Annotated in this window: 15 protein-coding genes and 1 pseudogene; 2 read left to right on the forward strand and 14 right to left on the reverse strand. The window is 71.0% G+C overall.

Annotation, left to right across the window (positions count from 1 at the left end; all coding sequences use genetic code 11):
• Positions 1-191, forward strand: a pseudogene (locus tag GHC57_RS19640) (IS110-like element ISEc32 family transposase); the annotation flags it as partial.
• A 56-nt stretch (positions 192-247) separates the two neighbouring features.
• Here the strand turns inward: GHC57_RS19640 and GHC57_RS16905 are convergent.
• The 13 genes from GHC57_RS16905 to GHC57_RS16965 form a co-directional block, all read right to left on the reverse strand.
• Complete coding sequence (locus tag GHC57_RS16905) at positions 248-1165, reverse strand: AAC(3) family N-acetyltransferase (protein ID WP_170294939.1); 918 nt, start codon at positions 1163-1165, stop codon at positions 248-250.
• 371 nt (positions 1166-1536) lie between these two features.
• Positions 1537-2508, reverse strand: coding sequence for a transketolase family protein (locus tag GHC57_RS16910; RefSeq protein WP_153346419.1), 972 nt, complete (start codon positions 2506-2508; stop codon positions 1537-1539).
• Positions 2505-3341, reverse strand: coding sequence for a transketolase (locus tag GHC57_RS16915; RefSeq protein WP_153346421.1), 837 nt, complete (start codon positions 3339-3341; stop codon positions 2505-2507). Before GHC57_RS16915 ends, GHC57_RS16910 begins: the two co-directional genes overlap by 4 nt.
• Before the next feature lie 129 nt (positions 3342-3470).
• Entirely contained in the window at positions 3471-4241 is a 771-nt protein-coding gene (locus tag GHC57_RS16920; protein WP_153346423.1) for an SDR family NAD(P)-dependent oxidoreductase, read from the reverse strand.
• Complete coding sequence (locus GHC57_RS16925) at positions 4238-4684, reverse strand: gluconate 2-dehydrogenase subunit 3 family protein (RefSeq protein ID WP_153346425.1); 447 nt, start codon at positions 4682-4684, stop codon at positions 4238-4240. The genes GHC57_RS16920 and GHC57_RS16925 overlap by 4 nt, the downstream gene beginning before the upstream one ends.
• Positions 4681-6282, reverse strand: coding sequence for a GMC family oxidoreductase (locus GHC57_RS16930; protein WP_153346426.1), 1602 nt, complete (start codon positions 6280-6282; stop codon positions 4681-4683). Before GHC57_RS16930 ends, GHC57_RS16925 begins: the two co-directional genes overlap by 4 nt.
• 6 nt (positions 6283-6288) lie before the next feature.
• On the reverse strand, positions 6289-6756 hold the full coding sequence (gene fabZ, locus GHC57_RS16935) for a 3-hydroxyacyl-ACP dehydratase FabZ (protein WP_153346428.1): 468 nt from the start codon (positions 6754-6756) through the stop codon (positions 6289-6291).
• Between the two features lie 41 nt (positions 6757-6797).
• Positions 6798-8003 carry an acyl-CoA reductase gene (locus GHC57_RS16940; RefSeq protein WP_153346430.1) on the reverse strand — a complete coding sequence of 402 codons (1206 nt, stop codon included), beginning with the start codon at positions 8001-8003 and terminating at the stop codon, positions 6798-6800.
• Positions 7993-9087 carry a LuxE/PaaK family acyltransferase gene (locus GHC57_RS16945; RefSeq protein WP_153346433.1) on the reverse strand — a complete coding sequence of 365 codons (1095 nt, stop codon included), beginning with the start codon at positions 9085-9087 and terminating at the stop codon, positions 7993-7995. Before GHC57_RS16945 ends, GHC57_RS16940 begins: the two co-directional genes overlap by 11 nt.
• A complete protein-coding gene (locus GHC57_RS16950; protein WP_153346435.1) occupies positions 9051-10481 on the reverse strand; it encodes an AMP-binding protein in 1431 nt (476 codons plus the stop codon). The genes GHC57_RS16945 and GHC57_RS16950 overlap by 37 nt, the downstream gene beginning before the upstream one ends.
• Positions 10478-10717 (reverse strand): acyl carrier protein, encoded by a 240-nt coding sequence (locus GHC57_RS16955; RefSeq protein ID WP_170294941.1) that lies wholly within the window; start codon positions 10715-10717, stop codon positions 10478-10480. Before GHC57_RS16955 ends, GHC57_RS16950 begins: the two co-directional genes overlap by 4 nt.
• A 61-nt stretch (positions 10718-10778) precedes the next feature.
• The gene (locus GHC57_RS16960; protein WP_153346437.1) at positions 10779-11804 is read right to left on the reverse strand and encodes an acrylyl-CoA reductase family protein; all 1026 of its coding nucleotides are present in this window, start codon (positions 11802-11804) and stop codon (positions 10779-10781) included.
• Between the two features lie 14 nt (positions 11805-11818).
• Positions 11819-12301, reverse strand: coding sequence for a 3-hydroxyacyl-ACP dehydratase FabZ family protein (locus GHC57_RS16965; protein WP_153346439.1), 483 nt, complete (start codon positions 12299-12301; stop codon positions 11819-11821).
• Between the two features lie 259 nt (positions 12302-12560).
• Here GHC57_RS16965 and GHC57_RS16970 point away from each other — a divergent pair, with 259 nt between their 5' ends.
• Complete coding sequence (locus tag GHC57_RS16970; RefSeq protein ID WP_153346441.1) at positions 12561-14129, forward strand: glycosyltransferase family 39 protein; 1569 nt, start codon at positions 12561-12563, stop codon at positions 14127-14129.
• Between the two features lie 145 nt (positions 14130-14274).
• Here the strand turns inward: GHC57_RS16970 and GHC57_RS16975 are convergent, their stop codons facing one another.
• Positions 14275-15033, reverse strand: a complete 759-nt coding sequence (locus tag GHC57_RS16975) for a 3-deoxy-manno-octulosonate cytidylyltransferase (protein ID WP_153346443.1) — start codon at positions 15031-15033, stop codon at positions 14275-14277.
• Positions 15034-15405: the final 372 nt, after the last annotated feature.

The following is a 15405-nucleotide window of genomic DNA, read 5'->3' on the forward strand; positions in this document are numbered from 1 at the left end:
GCGCCTTGCGATCCAAGCTCTTCATGGCCGCGCTCTCCGCCGTGCGATACAACCCCGACCTCAAGGCCTTCTACGAACGGCTTATCGGAAACAAAAAGACACCAAAAGGCGCACTCCTCGCCGTTGCCAGAAAGCTCGTCACCATCGCAAACGCGGTCCTCCGGCCTCAGCCCGAACCCGCCACAAACTGAGTTGATGACACCTGTGTTGTCGTGGTGCCCGTCCTGACGATCAAGCCCTCGTGCCGTCAGCCTGACCCGGTGCCCAGACTGCGGGCTTCCTCCTGATACAGGCGGTCGGCCACCCGGCTGGTGATGACCCCCGGATCGGGTCTGTTCGGCCCCAGGTAGTCCACGACCCGCGGCTGGTCCGACCGCAGGTCCCGGACCATGACGTCGTGGGCGGCGGCCAGGCTGAGCCCGTGGACCAGCAGCGGGCCGCGCCGCCCCGGGACGGCGAGGACGTCCACCAGACCCGCCGCCCGCATGTGCGCGTCCCCGGCCAGCGTGACGGAGGAGAAGTCGCAGGTGTCCAGGTCCCGCACCAGGAAGGTGAACGCGCCCTCGCGCGTCTCCTCCGGGCCGATCAGGCGGCCCTGGAAGGTCTTGATGTAGCGATAGGGCACGCCGGCCACCGTCTCGGCCTGATGGACGGTGGACAGCGCCTTGACGTAGTGATGCCCGATCGCGATCAGGCGCGTGTCCTGGTCCACGACCCATTCCAGGATGCTGTCGGGTCCGGTGCTGTGGGGAAAGCGGTTGGCCAGCACCTCCGGCGCGCGGGCCCCGAACGCCAGGAACGAGTAGAAGGGGTTCATCGTGCGCTGCGCCGGATAGCGCTGCAGCAGCATGGAGCCGAACGCCCCGGTCTGCACCGGGGTGGTGCGCGCGTCGAACACGCCCGTCCGGGGAAAGGTGAAGTTGAAGGCGGAGACCAGCACCGTGCCGTCCGGTCCCGCCTCGGCCAGCAGCGCGTGCAGCAGCCGGTCCGCCAGCGCGTCGGCCTCGCGGGGTGGCCATCCGGTCTCGCGCAGAAGGGTCATGAAGTCCACGGACACCCAATAGAGGGTCCCGGGCGCGCGGAGCAGAGGGCGCAGGCGGGCGGCCAGGGCGCGGACCGGATCGTCCGCGCCGGTTTCGCCGCCGGTGGGCGTGGATTCCTGCATGACGCGGCTCTCTCGACCCCTTTCACACGGTGACATGACGGTGTCCGCCCGGGCCTCCGCCCCCGCCCGGGGCCGACCGACCCGCATCATAACGGGGCCTGTCGGCCATGGAAACGCGGACGGTGCACAGGGCAACGGGCTCAGGTTGACATGACGGCACGGTCCGCTCGGCCGGAGCAGGCTTCTCGAGATCCCTCGTCTCGCTTCGCTCACTCGGGATGACACACGAAAATGATAGGATGTCATCCTGAAGCCGCGAAGCGGCTGAAGGACCTCGAGCGCAGGTGTCCGACCCGCTGCAAAGACCTGGAAGAGCGACGCCGGTTGCCTGAGCCCGTCGCCCTGGACGGTGCAACGGCCGCCGCGCCCGGTCAGGCGGCCAGGAAGTCCCGGACCCGCGAGGCGATGGCCGGACCCACCAGACCCTGCTGCTCCAGCATGTACTCGTATTGGCCCGTCTTGACGAAGATGTCCGGCAGGCCGATGGCCAGGTGCCGGACACGCTCCGCGCGCGGGGCCATGTACTCGGCCACCGCGCTACCCAGACCGCCGATGACGGTGTGTTCCTCCACCGTCACCACGGCGGGCACGGTGGCCATCAGCGCGTCGAGCGCCGCGCCGTCCAGCGGCTTGAGCGTGTGCATGTCGAGCACCGCCGCTGCGAGGCCCTGTTCGGCCAGGGCCTCCGCCGCCTTCAGCGCCGCGTGCACCATGGAGCCGCAGGCGACCAGGGCCACGTCGGCGCCCTCTCGCAGCGGCACCGCCTTGCCGATCTCGAACGGGAAGTCCTCGGTGTAGACCACCGGCGTGTTCGCCGTGCCGGTCAGGCGGATGTACATGGGGCCCTGGAAGCGGGCGGCGGCCTCCACCGTCTTGACGATGGCGGCACAGTCGGCCGGGCTGACCACGGTCAGGTTGGGGATGGACCGCATCACCGCCACATCCTCGATCCCGAAGTGCGAGTTGCCCAGCAGCCCCATGGCGATGCCGCTGCCGATGGCGACGGCCTTCACGTTCATCTCCATGTAGCCAAGGTTCATGCGCACCTGCTCGCTGGCGCGCATGGCGATGAAGGGCGCGAACGAGGTGGCGAAGACCGTATAGCCCTCCTTGGCGAGCCCGGCGGCGACGCCGATCATGTTCTGTTCGGCGATGCCCGTGTTGAGGAACTGGTCCGGGTAGGTCGCCTTGAAGCGGTCCAGGCCCGACGAGTTGCCCAGGTCGGCCGAGAGCACCATCATCTCCGGATGGTCCTCGGCGATGGACAGGATGGCCTGACCGAAGATGCCGCGCGATCCGAGGCGCGACCACTGCCGGGCGCTGCGGGGGGTGATCTCCATCATGATGCGCCCTCCGCCGCGACCGTCTCGCCCAGGGCGGCGAGGGCCGCCTCGTGGTCCGCCTTGGTCAGGCGCTTGTGGTGCCAGGCGTTGTCGTTTTCCATGAAGGGGACCCCCTTGCCCTTGATCGTGTGGGCGACCAGCACCCGGGGCAGGCCGGCGGGCGCCGGGGCCTCGAACGCCGCCACCAGGGCGTCGATGTCGTGGCCGTCCACATCCACGGCGTGCCAGCCGAAGGCCGCGAACCGCGCCGCCATGTTGCGCACCTGGAGGATGTCGCGGCTCTCGCCGTCGCTCTGCAGCTTGTTGTGGTCGATGACCGCCGTCAGCCCGTCGAGCCCGAGCTGGGCGGCCAGCATCACGGCTTCCCACACGGCGCCCTCGTTGCACTCGCCGTCGCCGAGCAGGACGTAGGTCTTGAAGGCCTTGTCCTTCTTGCGCGCCGCCAGCGCGATGCCGATGGCCATGGACAGGCCGTGGCCCAGGCTGCCGTTGGATGATTCAATGCCCAGGTCCAGGTTCATGACCGGGTGGGCGATCAGGTCGCTGCCGTCGGCCTGGAAGGTGTTGAACACCTCCTCGGAGATGATCCCGGCCGCCAGCAGGGCCGGGTAGAAGCCCAGCACGCCGTGCCCCTTGCTCAGGATGAAGCGGTCGCGGTCCTCCCAGCGCGGGTTATTCGGGTCCAGGCGCAGGACGCGGCCGTACAGCACGGCCATGACGTCCACCATGGACAGGCCGCCGCCCAGGTGCGCGGTCAGACCGCACCCGAAGCTGACGTCCAGGATCTTGCGGCGCATGAACGCGGCCATGCGGTCCAGGTCTGGATGGTTCATCGCGTCCCTCATGTCCTTGTCCCAACGGCCTCTCCCGAGGGCCGTTGCAGCCCGTGGCCGGCCCGCTCCCCCACCCGGCCACCCATAGGATACTCGCGTGGGCGGCCGGGTGGGAGGAGCGGGCCGGGTCTAGACAACCCCGCCATCCACGCGGATGATCTGGCCGGTGATGTGCGCCGACAGGTCGGAGGCCAGGACCAGCGCCAGGTTGGCCACGTCCTGCGGGCGGCCGGCCCGTTTCAGGGCCGAGGCCGCGATCAGCGCATCCCGGGCCGCCGGGTCCATCCGGTCCTGCATCCCGGTCTCCGTCACGCCGGGCGCGATGGCGTTGACCCGGATGCCCTGTGGTCCCAGTTCGGTGGCCAGACTGCGCGTGGCGCGGGCCAGCGCGGCCTTGCTGGCCCCATACGCAAGCGTGCCCGGGTCGGGAATGTCCGCCACAACAGACGTGATTGAGATGACCGAGCCGGCCCGGTTGCGCGCCATCAGGCGGGTGATCCCCTGGGTCAGGGCCAGGGTGCCGAACAGGTTGACCTCGAACACCGCGCGCAGGTCGGCCATGGGCGTCATCTGGAACAGCCCGCCGGCCGCCACGCCGGCGTTGTTCACCAGCACGTCCACGCGGGGGGCAGCCCCCCGGATCGCCTTGATGGCCGCCTTGATGGAGTCCTCGTCGGCCAGATCGAGCGGGATCGGCGTCATGCCGCCCGGCGTGGCGCGCTCCGGGTCGTCGGCGGCGCGGGCGGGCGCGGCCTCGGCCCCGCGCGCGCAGGCCAGCACGTGGGCGCCGTGGGCGCGGTAGGTCGCGGCGATGGCCGCGCCGATGCCCCGGTTGGCGCCGGTCACGACGGCCACCTTGCCGTCCAGCAGGCGGGCGGTGTCGGGAGGGACGTCGGTCATGGCGATCCTTTTTCCTTGGGGACCGGCCGCACGATCGACCCCCGTTCGTACACGGGTTCCAACAGGGTCCAGTCGTCGTCGTTCAGCGCATTGCCCTCGGGGAAGGGCGGCACCGTCCCCGCACCCATGGCGCGCAGGACGACCGGATCGGTATAGTACGCGCGCAGGGCCGCCACCAGAACCGGCGTGAGGCCGCGCATGTCGGCCCGCCGGGCGCGCTCGACACAGGTCACGCGGTCGGCGGGCGTCAGCGCGTCGAAGCCGGTGCCGAAGCGCTCGCGCGCGACCGCCTCCGACCGGACCAGCAGGCGCGCGGCATCCTCGCCGAGGCCGTGGGCCGCCACCACTTCCGACACGCCCGCTTGCGAGGCCGGGGGCAGGCCCCGCGCCGGATCGCCGGGCAGGATGGCGTCCCACAGGGTGTCGAGGGCCGCTGCCGTCATGCCGCCGCCCTCCGCGCCACATCAGGCAGATGGTCGCACATGCGCAGGGTGAGCGCCTGGGCGGTGGCGACCGGGTTCACGGCCCCGGCGGTGACGAACACGCTGCTGTCCACGATGAACAGGTTCGGCACTGTGTGCGCCTGCCCGAAGGCGTTCACGACCGAGGTGCGGGGATCCGTCCCCATCCGCGCCGTGCCCATCAGGTGCCAGCCGGTCTGGCGCACCGGCGCGAAGGCCGCCGTGACCTTTGCCCCGGCGGCGGCGAACACGTCCTTGCTGCGGTCCAGGCCATGGGCGAGCATGCGTTTGGTGTTCTCGCCGAGGGTGTAGGTCACCCGGACCCCCGGCATGCCGTGGGCGTCGGTGTGGTCGGGGTCCAGCGCCACGCGGTTGTCCGGATCGGGCAGGTCCTCGGCGATGACGGCGATCCCGGCGGTGTGGTTGAAGGTCTCCGCCATGCGCCGGTGATGGTCGGGCCCCAGGGGGATGCGGCGCATCAGATAGCCCGTGACCGCCGTTTCGCCCGGCGGCGGGCCGCGCAGGATGTGCATGGTGTAGCCGCGCGCGAAGCCCCGGTCCGGGTCGGTCTCGTAGAACTGCTGCGAGAGCAGGCAGCACCCCTGCGGTCCGATGCTTGAGCCCAGGTCCTCGTCGAACAGCCCTTCGGTATAGCCCAGCGGGTGCAGCATCAGGTTGCGGCCCACCAGCCCGGTGTCGTTCAGCAGTCCGTCCGGGAACGCGGTCGAGGTCGAGTGCAGCAGCAGGCGCGGGGTGCCGATGCCGCTGCACGCCAGCACCACCACGGCGGCCGTCTGCACCTGCTCGCGGCCCTCGGCATCGATGTAGCGCACCCCCGACGCCCGATCACGCCCGTCCAGCAGCACCTCGACCACCGCGCAGCCGGTGCGGACCTCCACGCCCTGACGAAGGGCTTCCGGCCAGTAGGTCACATCCACGCTGCCCTTGGCGCCCTGGGCGCAGCCGGTGTTGCACGGGCCCAGATTGATGCAGGCGGCGCGGCCGCCGTGGCTGCGGGTGTTGATGGCCCCATAGGACGGCCACCAGTGCCAGCCCAGGGCGTTGAAAGCCTCGCCCAACCGGCGGCCCATCGGTCCCAGCGGCACCGGCGGCAACAGGCTGTCGTAGTCCGGGTTGGCCGGATCCCCGACCAGTCCGGCGACGCCCATCATGCGCTCGTTCTCGGCGAAGTAGGGCGTCAGATCCTCATGGGTCAGCGGCCAGTCCTCGCCCACGCCGTCCAGGGTGCGGGTGCGGAAGTCCGAGGGGTGGAAGCGCGGGACATGCCCCGAATACAGCAGCGTGCTGCCCCCGAACGCGTTGACGTGGGCGATGGCGATGGGCGAGGCGCTGTCGTCCACCGGGTAGTCGGCGGGATCGGCGCGCTCGCCGGGGAACGGGCTGGCGGCGCCGTGGCGCGCCATCTCCCAGTCCGCGCGGGTGGCGGGGTAGCGCGCTGGGTCGGGCGGGCCGCCGCGCTCCAGGCAGACGATGCGAAGCGAGCGGTCGCGGCTCAGGCGCCAGGCCGCCGCCGCGCCGCTGGCCCCCGAGCCGACTATGACCACATCGACCGGGTCCATCGCCCGTCAGTCCTTCCCGCGCGGCAGGTACTGTTCCAGGATCTCGGGGATGGTAATCATCATGTCGGCCTCGCAGGCGACCTCGCCGTTGACCGTGGCCGTACCCTTGCCCTTGCAGATGCCGCGCTTCCAGGAGAGCACCTCGGCCAGGATCTCGAACCTTTCGCCGGGCACCACCTCGCGCCGGAAGCGCACGGTGTGCTGGAGCGCGTGGGTCACCTTGCCCTGCAGGCCCGGCAGGGTGGTGATGGCCACGGTCAGCATCTGGGCCAGGGCTTCCAGTTGCAGCGCACCGGGCATGTTCGGCCCGTCCGGGAAGTGGACCGGGAAGTACCACTCGTTCATGGTCAGGTTCTTGTAGCCTCGGGCGTATTGACCGGGGGCGACCTCGTCCACGTGGTCGATCATCAGGAACGGGTAGCGGTTCGGCTGGTAGGCCTGAAGCTCCCGGCAGTCGAGGCTGAACGTGTCCATAAGGGCGATCCGGAGTCCGAGGAGGCGGGGCGGCGGCGGCGTCACCGGATGTCGATGACGCGGGACAGGCTGCCGATGATGTCGTACCCGTCCCAGATCACGCCCATGTCCAGCGCCTGCCCGACGGGCACCACGCGGTCGATGCCCCGCAGGCCGTGGGCGGTCACGAAACGGGCGAGATCGTCCCGAGGGTGCCCGAAAGTGGTTAAGGTCTGGTAACGGTCGGTGACGATCGGGGCCAGCGCGTCCAGCGAGTCGAGCACCACTTCGTGCAGGGTGCCGGCGTAGCCCCGGCAGCTCTCCTGCTCCGGCCGCAGCCCCGCCAGATCCACCCGGTAGAGCGTGTTGCCGTGGCGGTGGACGGCGCGCACATCCTCGGCCAGGGCGCTGTCGCAGGCGGCCACGAACTTGTCCATGGCCCGGATGGGCGCCAGCGGGTGGCGGCCCTTCACATGGGCGGCAAAGGCGGGCCACAGGCGCGCCTGGGCCTGCGTCACGGTCTCGGCATCGCCGACCCAGGCGATCAGTTGGGGCGAGGAGCAGGCCGCCTGCTCCATGATGTAGACATCGGCGTACAACTGGCCGCACAGGGCCTCCAGGCCGGCATCGTCCAGGGCAAGGACCGCCTCGGCCTTCAGGCTGCACAGGGAGTAGCGGTCGGGAAACGAGACCTCCCGCGCCCGGGGCGGCATGGGAAAGCCGCGCATGTGCTGCACGGTGGCGTCCCCGCCCCAGACCACGCGGCCGTCCGCCCGCGCCGACCAGACCGCGTTGACGGCGTCGTTGCGGGCATAGCGCACCAGCAGCAGCGCCTCGGCCAACGCCGCATGCTCGGGCCGGGCCAGCACCGCCGCCAGCCCGTCCACGAGCGCGGTGATGGTGGGCGAGTCCGCGCTCGGCAGACGCAGCACGCCGGTGTTGCCGGCCAGCAGCCCGAACGCCATGGAGAACGCGACGTTGACCGGCACGTTGGACGGGCAGATGTGGAACACCAGCCCCAGGCCCACGCGCGGCGGGTCGGGGTGGGCGGCCTCGCGGCTCAGGGCCTTCAGGTGCGCGGCCCGCGCCCAGTAGGCGAAGGTCACCACGTCCGGCAGGGCGCGCGCCGCCGGCATGGCCAGCAGGGTGCGCGACAGATCGGCCAGCAGGGCCATGCGCGCCGGATCCCAGACCGGCGCGGGCCGGTTGGTCAGGCGCGCCGGGTCGCCCAGCACGACCTGTTGGGCGAGGGCGATGTCAGGCGGCAAAGGTATCACTGCAGCCTCTGATCTCGGCGTGTTCCAGGCGGCCGTCGATGCGCAGCCGGGTGCCCATGCGTCCGCACGGGCAGTCGTCCCGGCCCAGCACCTGGCCGATATCCTCGCTCAGCAGGGAGTGCCCCGGGTAGCTGTGCGGGATGACGGAGAGCAGGTGAATGAGCCCGGTCTCGCCCGGCGGCAGCGGGGTGAAGTCCACCGGGTCGCGGATCAGGATCTCCGACCACGCGGAGGCGTGCAGGAACCCCGCCGCGCACTCCATGAAGATCGAGCCGGTCTGCTCCACCATGCCGTAGTAATTGTGCACCCGGGTCATGCCGGTGACGTCGGCGATGCCGCGCCGGAAGGCGTCGGGCGCGACGGCCTCGGCCTGCAACTGCTTCCAGCCGCCGCCGTGGATCAGGATGCCACGGTCCAGGTGCAGGGTCTCGCGGGCGGCTTCCAGGGCGCGCACCAGATGGCGCCAGACGATGAAGGTGAAGCCGAACACAAGGATGTCCTGGCCGGCGTGCTTGTCCAGGAACGCCCGCGTGCGCTCCGGATTCAGCGTCATGTCGTCGTCCAGCGCGTAGCACACGTCGCGCCCGAACATGGAGAACCCCAGGATCCCGGCGGTGCGGGCCGAGAAGCGGTAGCGGTCGGCCACCGTCGCCCGGCAGTCGATCACCAGCATGGGCAGGCGCTTCGGTCCCATGACCTCGGCCATGATGCGCGACAGCACCTTGACCTGCAGCGCGCTGGTGGCCTTGTCGAGGAAGATCTGCGAGCGGCTCTGCCCGCTGGTGCCCGACGAGGTCATGGTCTTGACCACGTCGGCCTCGGGCACGCTCAACAGGCGCTGGCGCTTGAACAGACGGACGGGCAGGAAGGGCACGTCCTCCAGCGCCGCGATGCGGTCTTCGTTCGCGAACCCCAGCTTGTCCACGATGGCCCGATAGGGGGCACAGGCCGCCCGATGATGGGCGGTCAGGCGCCGCATCTCGGCAAGCATCCGGTCCCGTTTCTCGGCGCCGCCCAGGCCGAAGCAGGGCCAGTCCGTTACGGGCTCGGCGGGTCGATCATGCGACTCAGGCATGGATAGTCCACCTTTCCGGTTGGCAGGCGGGGCAGTTCGGGAATGGTCCGCACGGTCACGGCGGCGGCGTTGATGCCGGCGAAGGCGGCCACGTCCAGGCGCAGGGCTTCCGTGTCCAGGGCCGGGGTCGCCACCGCCAGCACCACCAGATGATCGTCGCGGCCCTGTGCGGCGCCCTCCAGGCCCTGTTCGGCCAGCCGCCGTTCGATCCGGTCCAGCGAGATGCGGTTGCCGTAGATCTTCAGGAACCGCTTGAGCCGGCCCTCAAGGAACACATAGCCCTCGGCGTCGCAGCGGGCCAGATCCCCGGTGTACAGAACGCCGTGGTTGTCGTCGCCGTGCGCCAGATCGGCCGCGCGTTCGGCATAGCCCAGGCAGACGTTCGGCCCCTCGTAGACCAGTTCGCCCACCGCGCCCGTGGCGGAGATGTCGGCCCCGGCCTCGTCGCGGATCCACAGCCGCCCGCCCGGGATGGCGTGCCCGATGCTGCCCAGCTTGCGCAGGGTGTCCTCGGGCGGGAGGTAGCTGATGCGGGGCGAGGCCTCCGTCTGGCCGTACATGGTCCAGAACCGGATGCCGAGGCCCTGACAGGCGGCGTGGACCTTTTCGATCAGGGGCGGGGCGAGCCGCCCGCCCGCCTGCGTCATCTTGGCCAGGGTGGGCAGCTTCAGCCGCTCCAGCCGCAGCCGCAGCAGCATTTCATAGTGATAGGGCACACCGGCGAAGCTGGTGATCTCCGCCGCGCGCATGTGCGCCCAGAACGCCTGCTCCATCAGCGAGCGGTCGGACAGCACGATGGAGCCGCCGGCGAAGAGGTGGCTGTTCACGATGGACAGCCCGTAGGAGTACCCCAGCGGCAGCGAGGCGGCGGCGCGGTCGGCCGGGCCGATCTCCAGGTATTCGACGATCGAGGCCGCATTGGCCAGCAGGTTCGCGCGCGACAGCCGCACCAGCTTGGGCGAGCCGGTGGACCCGGACGTGGTGGCCAGGAAGGCGAGGTCGGGATGGGTCGCCGGTTCGATGGAGGCCGTGTTGCGGTAAAGGGCATAGGCGTCCTGATCCTTCACCGCCTCCAGCCCGTCCAGCGCGGCCGCCGTCTGCGGGTCGGCGAACACAAGGTGGGGCGAGAAGGTCTCCATCAGCCCGCGCACGTGGTCGGGCCGCGTGTCCGCGCCCAGGATCAGCGGCACCGCGCCCGCCTGCATCGCCGCCAGATAGGCCGTGAGGCTGGCCAGATCGTTGCGCCCGAGCAGCAGCAGCACGGCCCCGGCCGGCAGCGTGGCCGCCATGCGGTCCACGGCCTCCAGCAGGTCCGCATAGGTGACGGCCGCGCCGTCCTCCGCGATCACGGCGACAGCCGACGGGTCCCGGTCCGTGACGAGCGGATGGCTCAAATCTCGACCCCGTACTTCTTCAGCTTTTCCATGCCGACGGTGTAGGAGCTGAACTCGATGATGTCCTCCGTCTCCATCATGATGTCGAACGTGTCTTCCAGGGCCGCGATCATGGCCATGTGGCCGACCGAGTCCCACTGGGGCACGCACTGATAGACGAAGTCGGCATTCAGCTGATCCGCCGAGACGGAAAAATTCTCGATGAACACCTGATCGTATTTTTCCTTGTTGCTCACGGTCCTCTCCCTGACCTGGACGGGGTTTCGATCAAGACGGATGCCGGCCCGGCGCCGGCGCTCAAGACGGAGATGGCGGCGGGTCGCGCATGTCCACGACGATCCGCCCCAGGTGACGCCCGGCCGCGACCGTCTCCACGGCCGCCGGCAGGTCCGCCAGCCCGACCACGGTATACACGCTCTCCAGGGCCGGGGGCTTCCCGCTCGTGGCCATCCGGCCCCAGACGGCGCGGCGGCGGGCCGCGTCGGTATTTTCGGCGTTGATCCCCAGCAGGCGCGCGCCGCGCAGGATGAACGGCAACACGTTGGCGTCGAACGCCGTTGCCTGCACCATGCCGGTGACCGCGACCGCGCCGCCGTCGCACAGGCTGCGGATCACGGTGGACAGCGCGGCCCCGCCGGCCACGTCCACGGCGGCGTCCCACCGGGGCAGCAGCATGTTGCGGCCGCTGGAGTCCTCGACGTCCGCGCGGGCCAGCACCTCGGCCGCGCCGATCTCCGCCAGGAAGGCGCGGGCGCGGTCGTCGGTCTTGCCGGTCACGGCGGTGACGGCCACGCCCCGCGCCGCCAGCAGGGCGACGGCGAGGCTGCCCACTCCGCCGGTGGCGCCGGTCACGACCGCCTGGGCCCCCGGGCCCAGAACGCCCGCGTCGGCCAGCGCCTCCACCGCCAGCACGGCGGTGAACCCGGCGGTGCCGTATGCCATGGCGTGCTCGAACGACAGCGCGTCGTCCAGCGGCATGACCCAGTCGGCGGGGACGCGCACATATTGCCCGAATCCGCCCGGCGCAGTCAGGCCCATGGCGTGGCTGATGATCGCCACCCGGTCGCCCGACGTGACGGCCGGATCCGTGCTGGCCTCCACCACCCCGGCGGCATCCACCCCGGGGGTGTGCGGGAAGCGGCGCGTGATCGCCGGGTGGCCCTGACAGGACAGGCCATCCTTGTAGTTGATGGTCGAGGCATGGACCCGCACCAGCACGGCGCCGTCCGGCAGGTCGTCCAGCGTGCGGGGCTCGACCGCGCAGGAGAACCGGCGGTCGGCGCCTTTCCGAACGACCAGGGCATGAAACGGGCGCGCTTCCATGGCGGCGGGTCCGGTCACGGCGTGGATGGCGGGGGCGGAGTCGCCGGCCCCGTGGGCATCGCCATCAGGTGCGGCGAGGCATAGCGGAAACTGCCCCGGCTGAGGGTGCGGCCGCCGGCGGCGGCGGCCACCTCGCCGGTGGCGATCCCCCGGCGGAAGGCGGACAACTCGGCCTCGAAGGTCACGGTCTGACCCGGTGTTCCCGCTGCGGCCAGTTGCACGTTGACGCTGGTGACGTAGGATCGGTTCACGCCGTGGTCCTGGGCCGCATAGATCAGCAGCACCAGGGTCTGCAGCATGCCCTCGATCTGCAGCGTGGCCGGCATGACCTGCGAGGCGGGCAGGTGGCAGCCGAAGAACCACGCGTCCGGGGCCAGGGCCAGGGTCGCGCGGGCGCGCCGACCGGGCTCGATCTCCTCGAACGTGTCGATCATCAGGAAGGGGTCGGTGATGTCCAGTCGGGACGCGATCTGCGCGCGCGACAGGGAGGCCGTCATCGGGATTCTCCCGGGTTCGAAGAGGGCGGGGCCGCCAGGGCGCGCCGGCGCGCGGCCCCAAGGTCCCCGTCATGCTGCGCAACGTTTATCACGGCGAAAGTTAAGAAGTCGGAATCCGGAGCGCGGGAAAATGGCTCGGATTGCCATCGGCCGGCCAGAGTCCCGGTTCTGTTCGACGGGTCGGTGGTTTAGTCTCGCCGACCGGCCGTTGTGTTGGCCGGTATGCCGATCAGTATGACCCGAAAGAATCGAGATCCTGATGAGCGCCTTCCTGTGCTTCGTGGCGGCCCTGGGCCGCCTGTTCACCCGCCCCGCCGTGGCGTTCGGGGCCGTGGCCGTCCTGCTGGCCGGCGTGGTTGCGATCCAGGTCGGATGGCAGACCGGCGGCCGCAACGACGACGCCGAGGTGCTGCTGTTCTCCCAGACGCTGGCGCTGGGCTATGACGCCCTCAACCCGCCGCTGGTGATCTGGCTGCACTGGCTGGTGGCGCAGGTGACGGGCCCCACCCTGCTGTCCACGCGGCTGGTGGTGGTCGGGCTGCTGTTCGCCGCCTATCCGTTGGCCTGGGCGGCGGCGCGCTCGCTCACCCCGGACCGGGGCATGGCGACCCTGGCCGGCTTTTCGCTGGCCGGGCTGGTGGCCTGGAACTGGGCGCCGCACCTGAACCTGTCGCACACCGTGGCGATGACCACCGCCGGGTTCGCGCTGCTGTGGGTGACCCTGCGGCTGGTGGAGCGCCCCACCTGGGGCGCCTGGCTGCTGGCCGGGCTGGTGGCCGGGCTGGGCCTGCTGACCAAGTACAACTTCGTCCTGCTGCTGGCGGCGGTGGTGCTGGCCGGCCTGATGACGCCGACCACGCGCCGGGTGCTGCTGTCGCGCCGGGCCGCCGTGGGCGCGGCCGTGACGTTTCTGGTGGCCGCGCCGCATTATGTCTGGCTGCTGTGGCACTGGAGCGCCTTCTCGCGCCTGTTCGACGCCAAGCTGGGCCGGGACGCGCCCGAGGCCGGCGGCCTGGAGGGCCTGCAGGCCGGCCTGCTGCTGCTGGGCGAGCATGCGCTGATGGTGGTCCTGCCGGCGGTGGCGCTGGCGCTGCTGCTGTTCGCACCGGCGGCATGGCGCGCGCTGGTGCGGCCGGCGGACATCGCGCCGGTGCGCCGCGACCGGCTGGTGTTCGCCGGGCTGGTGCCCCTTGTCCTGCTGCTGATCCTGGCCGCGCTGGTGCTGGTGGCGGGGGTGACGGACCTCGGCCCGCACCACGTCTATGGGTTGATCCTGGTGGTGGCGCCGCTGTTCGCGTGGCTGGCGCGGGGCGCGCCCGGCGACCGCGCGCGCGGGCTGTTCGTGCTGGTCACGCTGGGTCTGTGCCTTGCCGTGCCGGTGTTCCTGGCCCGCATGATCGTGACCACGGCCGAGACCTGCGAGTCCAAGTGCAACACCGCGCTGCCCTACGAGACCTATGCCGCCGAGCTGAAAGAGGCCGGGTTCGCGGGCGGGACCGTGGTCATCATCGGCAGCGTGCACCATTTCCCCATGGTGCCGCTGCGCCCGCTGCTGCCGCCGGCGCGCTACATGAAGCCGCTGGACAGCCAGAAGGCCGACTTCGCCCCGCCGCCCCTGGAGACCCCGGGCGACTGCCTCGTGCTGTGGGCGGACGACCAGGATCCGGACATGCCGGACCGCCTGCGCGTCGGCATCCCCGGGCATGACGCGCCCCTGCCGGATGATGCCGTCGTGGGCGTCTCGACGGGTCGGCTGGCCCTGTCCGGGCGTCCCGCGCATCCCTTGGGCTATGCGCTGGTCAAGGGCGGCGTGGGGACCTGCCGGTGAGGGGAGCGACACCCGGTCATCCTGATCGCCCGACGGGCGCGAAGGACCTCGGGCGCGGGCATGCCGCCGGGTCCGTTGCACTCGGCCTCCCGAGATCCCTCGCCGCGTCGGGCGGCTCGGGATGACAGCACAGGGGGGCGCCGGCTTATCCGCCCGCGAGAATGTTTCGGGCCTTTTCCAGGTCCGCCGGGGTGTCCACGCCCAGCGGCACCGTGTCCACCACCACGGCGCCGATGCGCATGCCGTCTTCCAGCGCGCGCAGTTGCTCCAGCTTCTCGCGCTGTTCCAGCAGCGAGGGCGGCAGTTCCACGAACCGCCGCAGGGCGTCGCGCCGATAGGCGTACAGCCCGATATGGTGCAGGAACGGGCCGTCGCCGTGCGGCACCGGCTGGCGGCTGAAGTACAGCGCCCGCCCCGTGCGACGGCCGGGGCGCAGCGCCACCACCGCCTTGACCACGGCGGGGTCGGTGATCTCGCCCGGGTCGGAGATGATGGCGACCGGGGTGGCGATATCCAGGCCGGGGTCGCTCATCGGGCCGAGGACGTCCCGGATCAGCACAGGGTCCAGGGTCGGCAGGTCGGCCTGCAGGTTGATGATGAGGTCGTGGTGCTCTTCCGGATCGACGGCCTGCACCGCCGCCCACACCCGGTCGGAGCCCGACGGCAGATCCGGGTCCGTCATCACCGCCCGAGCGCCGACCCGGGCCACCGCGCGGGCCACCGCCTCCTCGCAGCAGGCCACGACCACAGGCCCAACGTGCGCCTCCAGCGCGCGCTCGACGACGTGGGCGATCATGGGCTTGCCCGCGATGTCGGCCAGCGGCTTGCCCGGCAGGCGGGTGGACGCCATGCGGGCGGGCAGCACGATGAGCGGCGGGGCGGACGAACGGGGCGACGGGGCCATGGGCACTCCTTGGCCGGGAGGACCGGGCCGGAGTCGGGGCAACTCGGGCCGCCGGTCCGGGCCGGGACCCGTTTGTGACACAGCGGATCGGTTCAGGGAAGGGCGGAGCCGGACGCGTTTGTGACGGCCGTCAATGCGTCCGCCGTGGCCGGTGTGCCACGCTGCCCGTCAGTTCCGCGTTGAGGCGGGACCGGGGCACGGCGGGGTGTTCCTCGTCTTGGGAGGGCGGGCCACGCCCGGCCGTCGTTTCGAAGAGGACCCGTCGGGGCGCACCTGACCGATTGAGCAACCTGATGGATGGAAATTCGGTCTGAGGCGCTTCAGTCATCCCGGTTTTCCATGTTGATGTAGACGCGGTCGGTGGTGGCCCAG

Origin of the sequence: Roseospira navarrensis, assembly GCF_009601025.1 — a bacterium.
GTDB lineage: Bacteria > Pseudomonadota > Alphaproteobacteria > Rhodospirillales > Rhodospirillaceae > Rhodospira > Rhodospira navarrensis.